General features: G+C 60.0%; 8 protein-coding genes. 5 read left to right on the top strand and 3 right to left on the bottom strand.

Features of this window, described 5'->3' with window-relative positions:
• Positions 1-52 precede the first annotated feature (52 nt).
• Positions 53-1,048, bottom strand: coding sequence for a rhamnose ABC transporter substrate-binding protein (gene rhaS / locus J5278_RS28380; protein WP_111221143.1), 996 nt, complete (start codon positions 1,046-1,048; stop codon positions 53-55).
• 49 nt (positions 1,049-1,097) lie between these two features.
• Positions 1,098-1,913, bottom strand: coding sequence for a DeoR/GlpR family DNA-binding transcription regulator (locus J5278_RS28385; protein WP_142824926.1), 816 nt, complete (start codon positions 1,911-1,913; stop codon positions 1,098-1,100).
• Between the two features lie 198 nt (positions 1,914-2,111).
• Between J5278_RS28385 and J5278_RS28390 the strand changes: the two genes are divergently transcribed.
• The gene (locus J5278_RS28390) at positions 2,112-4,205 is read left to right on the top strand and encodes a bifunctional rhamnulose-1-phosphate aldolase/short-chain dehydrogenase (RefSeq protein WP_209185666.1); all 2,094 of its coding nucleotides are present in this window, start codon (positions 2,112-2,114) and stop codon (positions 4,203-4,205) included.
• A 3-nt stretch (positions 4,206-4,208) separates the two neighbouring features.
• On the opposite strand, the gene J5278_RS28395 is transcribed toward J5278_RS28390, so the two are convergent.
• Positions 4,209-4,367 carry a YqaE/Pmp3 family membrane protein gene (locus J5278_RS28395; RefSeq protein WP_142824924.1) on the bottom strand — a complete coding sequence of 53 codons (159 nt, stop codon included), beginning with the start codon at positions 4,365-4,367 and terminating at the stop codon, positions 4,209-4,211.
• 82 nt (positions 4,368-4,449) lie between these two features.
• Here J5278_RS28395 and rhaI point away from each other — a divergent pair, with 82 nt between their 5' ends.
• From rhaI to J5278_RS28415, 4 genes are all read left to right on the top strand, one after another.
• The gene (gene rhaI / locus J5278_RS28400) at positions 4,450-5,742 is read left to right on the top strand and encodes an L-rhamnose catabolism isomerase (protein ID WP_209185667.1); all 1,293 of its coding nucleotides are present in this window, start codon (positions 4,450-4,452) and stop codon (positions 5,740-5,742) included.
• Positions 5,743-5,971: 229 nt separating this feature from the next.
• Entirely contained in the window at positions 5,972-8,113 is a 2,142-nt protein-coding gene (locus J5278_RS28405) for a bifunctional diguanylate cyclase/phosphodiesterase (RefSeq protein ID WP_257623515.1), read from the top strand.
• Between the two features lie 492 nt (positions 8,114-8,605).
• Complete coding sequence (locus J5278_RS28410) at positions 8,606-12,325, top strand: PAS domain S-box protein (protein WP_219259480.1); 3,720 nt, start codon at positions 8,606-8,608, stop codon at positions 12,323-12,325.
• A gap of 41 nt (positions 12,326-12,366) precedes the next feature.
• Positions 12,367-13,107, top strand: a complete 741-nt coding sequence (locus J5278_RS28415) for a dienelactone hydrolase family protein (RefSeq protein WP_209185668.1) — start codon at positions 12,367-12,369, stop codon at positions 13,105-13,107.
• Positions 13,108-13,131 lie beyond the last annotated feature (24 nt).

Here is a 13,131-nt window from a genome sequence, read left to right on the forward strand (position 1 = left end):
CCAGTCCCGGCGGCACGGTGCCGCCGGGTGGTGAGCTTTGGCTGACAGGCGATCAGAAGACTTTCGAGAACTGATCGATGTTGGAGGCGTTGTAGACGAAGGGATCGGACATGGCGGCTTCGCCCTTGTCGTCGACCTTGATCTTGCCCATGCGGCCGGCCGGGATTTCGCTGCCTGGCGCACCCTTGGTCTCACCCTTGACGAGGCGATAGGCGATCTGCGTGGCCGAATAGCCAAGGTCGATCGGATTCCAGATGGCAAATTCCTTGGTCGCGCCGGACTTGATGGCGCCGGCCATTTCGGATGGCAGGCCGAGACCGGTGACATAGACCTGGCCGATCTTGCCGGCATCCTTGACAGCCTGCGAGGCGGCGAGAACACCCACGGTGGTCGGCGCAACGATGACCTTGACTTCAGGATGCGAGGTCAGGATGCCCTGTGCTTCGCGGTAGCTCTTGTCAGATAGATCGTCGCCGTAGACGGTCGTGACGAGGGTCATGCCCGGAAAGTCCTTCATCTGCTTCTTCATCTCGGCGATCCAGATGTTCTGGTTGGTCGAGGTGGTCGTGGCAGACAGGATGGCGAAGTCACCCTTGCCGCCGTCGAGATGATCCTTGACCAGCGTCAGGCACATTTTGCCGATCAGCTCGTTGGACGACGGGTTGAGCTGCAAGATACGGCCGGCCTTTGCGACGCCGGAATCGAACGAGATCACCTTGATGCCGCGCTGGGCCGCCTTCTTCAGGGCCGGTACGACAGCATCGGGATCGTTGGCCGAGATAGCGATGGCATCGACGCCCTGGGCGATCAGCGAGTTGATGACTTCGATCTGGCCTTCGGCCGTCGTCGTGGTCGGGCCGGTGTAGATGACCTCGACGCCGCCGAGTTCCTTGGCTGCTTCCTGAGCGCCCTTGTTGGCCGCTTCAAAGAAGCCGTTGCCGAGCGATTTGACCACGAGGCCGATCTTGATGTCCTTGGCGTTTGCCGTGCCGGACATCAAGGCTGCGACCAGCGCAACGCCGATCGCCAGTTTTTTCACAATATGCATGTCTCTTCCTCCCGAGTTGATTGGTCTGCGTCACGCCACGCCGGTTCGATTATGCGACCGACGAGGAATCCTCCCTGCCCGACTGCGATGCCGCGACGCTCGCAATCACGAGCCCCACGCCTGCGTCTTCGATCATTCTGACGGACTCCTCCGAGATTCCGTCGTCGGTGATAACGGTCGTCACCCGGTCGAGCGGGCACAAGATCAGGCTCGACCGGCGATGGAACTTGCTGGAATCGACCATGACAATCAGTTCGTCCGCCTGATGCATCAGCTTCTGCTCGCTCTGGATGATCAGCGCATCGGCCTCCATGATCCCCAACGGGCCAACGCCCTGGGCACCGATAAACATCCGGCGGGCATAGAAATTGCGCGTCGTGTCGTTGTCGAAGGGCGAAAGGATCAGGCTCTGCTCGCGGTAGATCGCGCCGCCCGGGACCGTCACCGAATTTTTCGAATGCTTGACCAGATGCTCGGCGATGGCAAAGGAATTGGTCATCACCTGCAGCCGATGGGCGGCCATGAAATGCACCATCTGGAACGTCGTCGTACCACCGTTGATGATGATCGCATCGCCGGGGTCGCAGAGCTCGACAGCCTGGCGGGCAATTGCGCGCTTCTTGTCGATATTGACGGATTCGGACACACGGAACGGACGGCCGGCGAGATTGCCCAGTTGCGGCGGATGCACGGCCTCTGCACCGCCACGGACGCGGCGGATCTTGCCTTGCACATGCAAGGCAGCAATATCACGGCGGATCGTCGCCTCGGAAGCCTCGGTCAATTCGGCAATATCCTGAATTGTGACGACCGACTTTTCCTGGACTGCGCTGATGATGATGCGATGGCGTTCGCGTTCGTGCATCGTCCCCTCCTGGCGCCGTTTATTTCTTAACGGTGACAATGTGTCAATCAGAAACGATCATAAAATTTCATATTGCGCCGCAACATAATCGAATATGATCGTTTTCGATTGACAAAGAGAGTTTCAGTGAGCGATACCCTCGCAACAATGGGCGGCAAATTGCGATCAGAACGCCCGGATACGACATGGGAGGAAGACATGGCTGATATCAGGCTTCTCGATAATCGTTGGGACGATAATTACGCTGCCGGGCTGGATGAGCCGGGCAAGCTTCTCTACCGCTCCAACCTGCTCGGTGCCGACAAGCGCATCACCAATTACGGTGGCGGCAACACGTCAGCCAAGGTGATGGAAACCGATCCGCTCACCGGTGAGAAGGTCAAGGTGCTCTGGGTCAAGGGTTCCGGAGGCGATGTCGGCACGATCAAGCTCGATGGTTTCGCCACTCTTTACCAGGACAAGCTCGACGCCTTGAAGGGCCTCTACAAGGGTCTCGATGACGAGGACCGCATGGTTGGCTTCCTGCCCCATTGCACTTTCAATCTCAACAGCCGCGCCGCCTCGATCGACACGCCGCTGCATGGTTTCGTGCCCTTTACCCATGTCGACCACATGCACCCAGATGCCATTATCGCCATTGCCGCCTCCAAAAACTCGAAGGAACTGACGCAACAGATCTTTGGTGACGACATCGGTTGGTTACCCTGGCGCCGTCCGGGCTTCCAGCTCGGCCTCGATCTCAGCGCCTTCGTCAAGGACCATCCTAATTCCAAGGGTGTCGTCCTTGAAAGCCACGGCCTATTCACTTGGGCCGATGACGCCAAGGCCTGCTATGAGCTAACGCTCGATATCATCAACAAGGCAATCCTCTGGTTTGCGGAAAAGACCGAAGGCAAGACGATTTTCGGCGGTGCGGTGACGAAGAGCTTGCCCGCAACAGACCGCCGCGCTATCGCTGCCAAACTGATGCCGGAAATTCGTGGTCGCATCGGCAAGGCAGAGCGCAAGCTCGGGCATTTCGATGACCAGGATGCCGTGCTCGAATTCGTCAACTCCAAGCATCTAGCACCCTTGGGTGCGCTGGGCACGTCCTGCCCCGACCATTTCCTGCGCACCAAGATCAAGCCGCTCATCGTCGATTTCGATCCTTCCATGCCTGACGTCGATGCGGTCATTGCCGGTCTCGACAAGGCACTGGAAGACTACCGCGCCGATTACGCCAGCTACTACGAGAGCTGCAAACATCCGAATTCCCCAGCCATGCGCGACGCCAATCCGGTGATTTTCCTCATCCCCGGCGTCGGCATGCTGTCTTTTGCCCGCGACAAGGCGACCGCCCGCATTGCCAGCGAATTCTACGTCAACGCGATCAACGTCATGCGCGGCGCATCGACGGTCTCCGAGTATCAGGGCCTGCCGGCGCAGGAGGCATTCGACATTGAATACTGGTTGCTCGAGGAGGCCAAGCTGCAGCGCATGCCGAAACCGAAGAGCCTTGCCGGCCGTGTCGCTTTCGTCACCGGCGGTGCTGGCGGCATCGGACGCGCCACAGCCTCGCGGCTGATAGCAGAGGGCGCGTGCGTCGTGCTCGCCGACATCGACGAAGCGGCGCTTGAAGCCACAAAGGCTGATTTCGCAAAACAGTTCGGCGCCGATGCGGTGCGCGGCGTCAGGCTCGATGTCACCAAGGAAGAGGGGGTCATTTCCACCTTCGCCGAGGCGTGTGTCGAATTTGGCGGCATCGATATCCTCGTCTCGAACGCCGGCATTGCCTCTTCGGCACCGATAGAAACTACCGAGTTGTCGATGTGGAATCGCAACATTGATATTCTGGCGACCGGCTATTTCCTTGTGTCGCGCGAGGCCTTCCGGCTGTTCCGCAGGCAAAATCTCGGCGGCAATGTCGTATTCGTCGCCTCGAAAAATGGGCTTGCCTCGTCACCGGGTGCGGCAGCCTATTGCACGGCCAAGGCGGCTGAAATCCACCTTGCCCGTTGCCTGGCGCTAGAGGGTGCAGACGCCGGAATCCGCGTCAACACCGTCAATCCGGACGCGGTGCTGCGCGGTTCCAAGATCTGGAATGGCGAATGGCGCGAGCAGCGTGCGGCATCCTCGAAGATAGAGATAGACGACCTCGAGGAGCACTACCGCAAGCGCTCGCTGCTGAAGCTCAACGTGTTTCCGGAAGACATTGCCGAGGCAATCTACTTCCTGACGTCGGACGCGTCCGCCAAGTCGACCGGCAACATCATCAACGTCGACGCAGGCAACGCGCAGGCTTTCACCCGCTAGGGGTTATTTCCGGAGGATTACCCACAGGGCGTGGATGATGCCCGGAAAGTAGCCGCAGAGGGTCAGCAGGATGTTGAGCCAGAATTGCAGGCCAAGACCGACCTGCAGGAAGACGCCAACCGGTGGCAGGAAGATTGCGAGCAGAATGCGTATGATATCCAAGGTCGCCTCGTTCATGAATTGGGAGTTCGGGCGGTAGAACGCAGGGGGAGCCCTTTTGTTCGCCGCACCAAGGGAGGATTTTATGGTTGAGCTGAAGATCGCGCAGGATGTCGTTGCGCAGGAGAACGAAAAACGTGCCGGCGCGCTGGACTCGGACTACCAGGCGCTCGGCGCCAGCCTCGATCGCCGTGGCATCGACATCGAGGCCGTCACGCAGAAAGTTTCCGAATTTTTCGTCGCCGTGCCGTCCTGGGGCGTCGGCACCGGCGGCACGCGCTTTGCCCGTTTCCCCGGCACCGGAGAGCCGCGCGGCATCTTCGACAAGCTCGACGACTGCGCCGTCATCAATCAGCTGACGCGCGCAACACCCGCTGTGTCGCTGCATATCCCGTGGGACAAGACCGACGTCCGCGATCTCAAGGCCAAGGGCGAAAGCCTGGGGCTCTCCTTCGACGCGATGAACTCCAACACCTTCTCCGACGCACCGGGCCAGGACCACTCCTACAAATATGGTTCGCTCAGCCATGTCGACGCAGCAACGCGGACGCAGGCAATCGAGCACAACATCGAATGTATCGAGATCGGCAACGCGCTCGGCTCCAAGGCCCTGACCGTGTGGATCGGCGACGGTTCGAACTTTCCGGGCCAGAGCAATTTCACCAAGGCATTCGAGCGCTACCTTTCGTCGATGGCAGAGGTCTACAAGGCGCTGCCGGACGACTGGCGTATATTTTCAGAGCATAAGATGTACGAGCCGGCCTTCTATTCGACCATCGTCCAGGACTGGGGCACCAATTACCTGATCGCCCAGACGCTCGGTCCCAAGGCTTTCTGCCTCGTCGATCTCGGCCATCATGCCCCGAATACCAATATCGAGATGATCGTGGCGCGGCTGATCCAGTTCGAGAAGCTCGGCGGCTTTCATTTCAACGATTCTAAATACGGCGACGATGACCTCGACGCCGGCTCGATCGATCCCTACCGGCTGTTCCTGGTATTCAACGAACTGGTCGACGCCGAGCACCGTGGCGTCAAGGGCTTCCAACCGGCGCACATGATCGACCAGTCGCACAACGTCACCGATCCGATCGAAAGCTTGATCTCCAGCGCCAACGAAATCCGCCGCGCCTATGCCCAGGCATTGCTCGTCGATCGCACGGCGCTATCAGGCTATCAGGATGCCAACGACGCACTGATGGCGTCGGATACGCTGAAGCGCGCCTATCGCGCCGATGTCGAGCCAATCCTGGCCGAGGCCCGCCGCCGCGCTGGGGGCGCCATCGATCCGATGGCGACCTACCGGGCTAGCGGATATCGCGCGACGGTCAGCGCCATCCGGCCGGCATCCACGGGCGGCAGTGGCGGGATCATCTGAGAGCCCTGGAGGTACACTTCGCCCGCTGCGATATCCCGGGATAGGCGACCTCCGGATGTGCCGAAAAAATCGCTAAAATGCTCATCTTTTGCGCCTCTGCCGCCAATTTAATCAAGGAGTTAGTTGGCAAAATATTCACGTTTCGCGCATACTTTCTACCGTCAGTCGGTGCAGTGCGGCAACGGGCAGATGTCCATGCGCCTGCCAGCGATTGCGGTGGAGCGGGGCATTGGGGAAAACGAAGCAATCGAAAAGTCACGAGCTCGGACCGCATGCGGCATCGTCCGATGACGACTTCCGTTCGCTGTTTGCCACCCATCCGAGCCCGATGTGGGTCTATGATCCGATCAGCCTGCGGTTCCTGATCGTCAACGAAGCGGCTGTCGAACTTTACGGATACAGCCCCGCAGAATACCTGCAGATGACGGTACTCGACATTCGCCCGGCCAGCGAGCGCCAGCGGATGATCGAAGCCGTCGCGGGCGGCACTGATATGGAGCGCGTCAAGCGCTGGCAGCACTTGAAAGCCAATGGCGAGGTCTTCGAGGTCGTAACCTATGGTCGCAGCGTCCGCTTCGAGGGATCGGCGGCTATTCTTGCCGTCGTCCAGGACAGGACCGAGGTCAACGCCGCCCACCAGCAGGCGAGCGACACGCAGTCCCTGTTGAACAGCATCGTCGAAAACCTGCCCGTCGGGGTCTTCGTCAAGGACCTGATGGATGAAGGTCGTTACGTGCTCCACAACCAGGCGAGCAGCGATATCGTCGGTCTGTCCTCGGGCGAGATCGTCGGCAAGACAGACAAGGAACTGTTTTCGCCGCGCCAGTCCATGCGTTTCAGCGAGCAGGACCAAGTGATCCTCGACGCCGACAAGACATTGACCGTCGAGGAAGAAGTGGAAGGCTTCGACGGGGAGAAGAGACTGGTGCGGACGTTCAAACGCGCCCTTCCGACCCCGGACGGCGTACGTCCCCGTTATCTTCTCGGCATCACGGAGGACGTGACCGTCGCGAGGGCGGTCGAGGCCAAGATGGCGCATATCGCCATGCACGATGCTTTGACCGGGCTGCCGAACCGGTCGTTCTTTTCAGACCGCATCCGCGACCTCGCCGATCAGGCGACGGAAGAAAATCCGATTGCGCTGCTCTATTTCGATATCGATCACTTCAAGCATATCAACGACAGCCTCGGCCATCCCGCCGGAGATGCGCTTTTGCGCGAGGTTGCGACCCGCCTTCGACGCATCACACGCAGCGACGACCTGATAGCCCGTCTCGGTGGCGATGAATTCGCCGTTGCCCTGCAGGTCCATGCCGGCGTCGAGCGCGCCCGTGAGTTCGCCGACCGACTGCTCGCATCGCTTGCACAGCCGATCGATCTGGAAGGAATCCAGGAATACATCAGTTGCAGCATCGGCATTGCCGTCGCGCCCCAGGACGGTGGTGACGCCGAGGTGCTGTTGCGCAACTCCGACCTCGCCCTCTATGCCGCCAAGGCGGCAGGACGCTCGACCTACAGGTTCTATGAAATTTCGATGCGGCTGGCCGCAAAGCGTCGCCACGATCTCATGGGCGAATTGCGTCAGGCGATCGACCAGCAGCAATTCGAACTGCACTATCAGCCGATCGTCTCGCTGCAGGACGACACCCTGGTCGGCTTCGAAGCGCTGCTGCGGTGGCGACATCCGCAACGCGGCCTCATTGCGCCGCAAGAGTTCATTCCGGTAGCCGAGGAGACCGGGCTGATCACGACCATCGGCGCCTGGGTCCTTCGGCAAGCCTGCGCTACCGCTGCCAATTGGCCGGATCAGTTGCGAATTGCGGTCAATTTGTCCGTATGCCAGTTCCGCCATCAGGGCCTTCTGGCAACCATCACGTCCGCCCTTGACGAGACCAATCTCAGGCCGGACCGCCTTGAGATTGAAATTACAGAATCGGTGTTCATCTCCGACAGCGCCCAGAGCGTTCCCCTGCTGCACGAGATGAAGGCTCTCGGTATCCGCATAGCAATCGACGACTTTGGCACCGGTTATTCATCGCTCGGTTATCTCCGCGCTTTTCACTTCGACAAGATCAAGCTCGACCGCAGTTTCGTCTCCGGCATAGAAACGGACCCCGGCAGCCTGTCGATCATCCGCGCCGTGGTGGGGATCGGTATCGGCTTCTGCGCGACGACGACAGCTGAGGGCATCGAGACCGAAGAGCAGATGCGAGCGCTGAAGGCCGAGGGGTTTGGGGAAGGGCAGGGCTATCTGATCGGGCACCCCATGGCGCGCGCGGATGCAGAGGCTTTTATCGAGAACCGTCGTGCTCGGCAGGATATCGCAAGGCGCAAAGCCGAGCCCGAAAAGCCGAAACGCAAGGTCGCGTGACACAGACGATCGCTTTCGTCGGAGACTTCTGGCCCGACCTGTTCTCCGGAATCAAAAAGGGCCGCTTGACGCGGCCCTCCATGAGCTTTGGTCTGTGAAAGACCTGGATTGCAGTGGCAATCCTCAGGAAGGTAGGATCAGAGCGAGGGCTGCCCCGCTTCGTTCCCAACAATTCCCATGTCCATCACGAGTACCGAAATCTCATTAGACATTGGATCACCTTCCTTTCGTTGCGTTAATGATGAGATGAAGATAATCGAAAATTTGGGTTATGCAAGACCGGCGCACCGCTTTGTCCGCCAACCGTCGTTCTCGCTATTCGCCGGCACCTCTTGCAACCGATAATAAACGCCACGAGAACCTTGCCAATCGACGGCGTTTTTATATCTCTCAAAGCTGTCTGTCGCCGCCCTTGGAAAGGCGGCACGTCATGCGAACAGAGAGTATATCTATGCAGGGGATGCCCGTAGACGCCGGAAAAGGCGACCAGCCATGACCGAGGGCGCGAAACCAACCAAACCGGCTCCTGCATTCCTGGCTTCAGGGGGCGAGGCTGCCTCCGTTATAGCCAGTTTCGACTGGTCCAAAACACCCCTTGGACCAATCGAAGGATGGCCGCATGGACTTAAAGCGACCTGTAGCCTCATACTCGGCTCGCCCGTACCGATCGCGACCCTTTGGGGCGAAGACGGCATAATGATCTACAACGATGCCTATTCGGTGGTGGCCGGAAAACGCCATCCTGCGCTGTTGGGATCGAAGGTGCGGGAAGGCTGGCCAGAAGCCGCAGATTTCAACGACCATGTCATGAGGACCTGTCTCTCCGGAGATCGCCTGGCCTACCGCGACCAGGAATTCGTCCTGCACCGGAACGGACAGCCGGAGCAGGTCTGGCTCAACCTCGACTACTCGCCATTGCTGGGCGACGACGGCAAGCCTGTCGGTGTTATCGCCATCGTTGTCGAGACCACTGGCAAGGTACGCGCAGAGCGGAGGCTGAGAGGCGAAAGCGATCGTCTGCGCAAGATGTTCGAGCAGGCGCCCGGCTTCGTTGCAACCGTCTCCGGGCCGGACCACATTTTTGAGATCGCCAACAAGGCCTACCTCGACCTCATCGGCAACCGCGACATTTTTGACAAACCAGTTCGCGAGGCCCTGCCGGAAGTTGTCGAGCAGGGGTTTGTGGATCTACTCGACAACGTCTTCAGGTCCGGCAAGCCGTTCATCGGTCAATCTGCACTGATCGCCCTGAAGCAGCGCAACGGGGAGCAGGCGGAGCGTTATATCGATTTCATCTACCAACCTACGTTCGACGAATGGGGCTCAGTCACCGGGATTTTTGTGCAGGGCAATGACGTGACCGACCGCCGCGTTTCCGAAGAGGCGCTTCGAGAAAGCGAATCCCGGTTCAGGCTTATCGCTGAAAACGCTCCGGTGATGCTCTGGATGGCGAATGCGAACGGACAGAGTGTCTATTTCAACGCCCGAAAGCGCGCATTCTGGAATATTTCCGAGGCGGCAGTCCCGACATTTGACTGGGGCGCGACCGTGCATCCCGACGACCGGGAGGCGTTCCTTGCCAAGCTCGACCGTTCGATGCGCCATCAAAGCCGGGTCACCCTAGAGGCACGGTATCGCAATGCTATCGGCAATTACCGGTTGATACAGACCGAGGCCCAGCCACGATACGACGTGGCGGGGGACTTCCTGGGGCTGATTGGCGTCGACAATGACATCACCGACACGCGCCTGCAGGAAGTCTATCGCTCGGCGCTGATTTTGCTCAACGACAGCCTTCGCGACGTCGGCGATCCCGCAGATATTGCATTCAACGCCGCCAGGATACTCGGGCAGACAATGAATGTCAGTCGTGTCGGTTATGGCACAATCGACCCGTTACGCGAAACCATCACCATCGAGCGTGACTGGAATGCCCCCGGCATAGAGACGCTGGCCGGTGTACTGCATTTTCGCGACTACGGCAGCTACATCGAGGACCTCAAGCGAGGAGAAACTGTTGTTTTTTCCGACGCGACGAAAGATACCCGCACCTGCGAAAATGCGGCCGAACTCATTGCTATCAGCGCCCAGTCGGTCGTCAACATGCCGATCTCCGAGCACGGTGGACTTGTCGCGCTGCTCTATCTCAACCATGCGACTGCGCGAGATTGGAAGCCCGAGGAGCTTGTCTTCATCCGGGAAGTCGCCGAGCGCACCCGTACCGCCGTCGAGCGTCGCCGAGCGGAGCAGGATCTCCAGCAACTCGCCAGTTCGCTGGAGCGACAGGTGGCTGCCCGTACCGCCGATCTCGACCGCGTCTGGCGAAACTCCCGGGATCTGCTGGTGATCATCGGAAGCGACGGGCTGCTACACGCCGTCAATCCCGCCTGGCCGGCAGTGCTTGGGCATGCCAAGCTTGAGGTGATCGGCCGATCATTTTTCGATTTCGTCTGGCCGGACGATCTGCGGCTCACAAAGCGGGCATTGCAAGGCGCCGCATCGGTCGCAGATCTCGAAAGCTTCGAGGCTCGCAATCGCCACAAGGACGGCTCGCCCCGCTGGATTTCCTGGCGGATCTCCTCCCAAGACGGTATGATATTCGCCTATGGACGCGATATAACAGCGGAAAGAGAGCAGGCTGCGGCGCTTGATCGGGTCGAGGAACAACTCCGACAGGCCCAGAAAATGGAGGCCATAGGCCAGCTTACCGGCGGTGTGGCACACGATTTCAACAACCTGCTGCAAGTGGTATCCGGTAACCTGCATCTGCTCAGCAAGGAAGTGGCTGACAACGCTCGGGCACGGGCGCGCATCGACAATGCGCTGGCCGGCGTCAACCGTGGTGCAAAGCTCGCCGCCCAGCTGCTGGCTTTCGGCAGACGCCAGGCTCTGGAGCCAAAAGTGATGAATATCGGCCGGTTCGTCGCCGGCATGGGAGACATGCTGCGCAGGACAATCGGCGAGGCAATCGAGATCGAGACCATCCAGGCGGGCGGCCTGTGGAACACATTCGTCGATCCCGCGCAGATCGAGAACGCCATACTAAACCTTGCCATTAACGCCCGCGATGCCATGGACGGCCGTGGCAAGCTGACGATTGAGGTCGGCAACGCCTTTATCGACGAGGCCTATGCACACAAGCACGTCGACGTCGATCCGGGCCAGTATGTGATGCTGGCGGTGACCGATACCGGTACCGGCATTCCTGCCGACATCATCGAAAAGGTCTTCGAGCCGTTCTTCTCGACAAAGCCGCTCGGCAAGGGAACCGGCCTGGGCCTGTCGATGGTCTACGGCTTCGTCAAGCAGTCCGGCGGACATATCAAGATCTATAGCGAAAACGGCCAGGGAACGACGATCCGTATCTATCTGCCACGCTCGATGCAGGCCGAGGACCGGCTGACCGAGACGGAATTCGGCCCCGCCAGTGGCGGAACGGAAACTATCCTGGTGGCGGAGGATGACGAGGATGTGCGGGCGACAGTGGTCGAGATGCTCGGAGACCTCGGCTACCGGGTGTTGAAGGCCGTCGATGCCGCAAGTGCCCTGACCATCATCGAGAGCGGCCTGCCGATCGATCTGCTGTTTACCGACGTCGTCATGCCCGGCCCGCTGAAGAGCGCGGAACTGGCTCGCAAGGCCAAGCAACGACAGCCCGACATGGCCGTTCTTTTCACCTCTGGCTACACCGAGAACTCCATCGTCCACGGCGGGCGGCTCGATGCCGGTGTCGAATTGCTGTCGAAGCCCTACAGCCGCGACGCCTTGGCCCGGCGCATCCGCCAATTGCTCGACCAACGGCAGATCGACATGGCCGCCGCCGCCGAAGCTGCGATCACGCCGTCCCCTGTCTCCGCTCCATCGCCCAAACCACTAAAGATACTGGTCGTCGAGGATGACGCACTGATCAGGCTCGACACTGTCGAACAGCTCCAGGAGGCCGGCCACGACGTGGTGGATGCCGGTAGCGCCGAGGAGGCGCTGGTCCTGGTAAAGTCCGAACGCTTCGACATCCTGCTGACCGATCTCGGCCTCCCGGGCCTCTCCGGCGGCGAACTGGCCGAGAAGATCCGGACAATCTACCCACAAATGGGCATCATCTTCGCAACGGGCAATGCGGACATGCCTGCCGTTTCCGTCGGTCCGAAACCTGTTTTGCTGCAAAAGCCCTATAACAACCGCAGCCTTCTGCGCGCAATCAGCGCCGTCTGACCAACAACAACCGACCGACCGTCGACAAAAAGGACGAGCCCATGAAGAAGACCATCGATATCACGACCGCCGATGGCGTCGCCAAGGCAGCGATTTTCCGCAGCGACGCACAGCCGGCGGATGCCCCCGCGCCCGGCATTCTGCTCTACATGGATGCACTCGGGCCACGGCCGGCGATGGATGGAATGGCGCAGCGTCTGGCAAACGCTGGCTATATCGTGCTGCTTGCCGACCTCTTCTATCGCTATGGTGCATATGGACCGTTCCAGTCGTCGGCATTTGCCGATCCTGTGATGCGGGACCAGATCATGGGCATGCTGCACGGCACGACCCAGGCGATGACGAAAAGCGATACAGCCGCCTTTCTCAAGACCCTCGACGACGAAGGTGCCACGGGGCCGGTCGGGGCCGTCGGTTATTGCATGGGCGGCGGCCGTGCACTGACGGCAGCCGGCGCCTATCCGGAGCGGATCGCAGCTGCCGCCAGCTTCCACGGCGGTGGTCTTGCTACCGATGCGGACGACAGCCCGCACAAGGCGGCGGCAAAGGGCAAGGCCCGGATTTACGTCGGTACGGCGGGGGTCGACGGAAGCTTTCCGCCGGAGCAATCGGCTCGTTTGGCAGAAACTCTGCGGACTGCCGAAGTCGATCATGTCATCGAGAACTATGTCGGCGCCGATCATGGTTGGACGATCCCCGACCATGCCGGCGTTTATAATGAGAAGGCAGCGGAACGTCACTGGAAACGGCTACTCGACTTCTTCGGTGAGACGCTGCGCTGAGAGAGCAGGAATAACTCAAGCGTT

The organism is Rhizobium sp. B21/90 (assembly GCF_019355815.1).
Classification (GTDB): Bacteria; Pseudomonadota; Alphaproteobacteria; order Rhizobiales; family Rhizobiaceae; genus Rhizobium; species Rhizobium rhododendri.

Coding starts and splice junctions, on each gene's coding strand:
- rhaS (WP_111221143.1), bottom strand. CDS start 1,048: ATGCATATTGTGAAAAAACTGGCGATCGGCGTTGCGCTGGTCGCAGCC.
- J5278_RS28385 (WP_142824926.1), bottom strand. CDS start 1,913: ATGCACGAACGCGAACGCCATCGCATCATCATCAGCGCAGTCCAGGAA.
- J5278_RS28390 (WP_209185666.1), top strand. CDS start 2,112: ATGGCTGATATCAGGCTTCTCGATAATCGTTGGGACGATAATTACGCT.
- rhaI (WP_209185667.1), top strand. CDS start 4,450: ATGGTTGAGCTGAAGATCGCGCAGGATGTCGTTGCGCAGGAGAACGAA.
- J5278_RS28410 (WP_219259480.1), top strand. CDS start 8,606: ATGACCGAGGGCGCGAAACCAACCAAACCGGCTCCTGCATTCCTGGCT.
- J5278_RS28415 (WP_209185668.1), top strand. CDS start 12,367: ATGAAGAAGACCATCGATATCACGACCGCCGATGGCGTCGCCAAGGCA.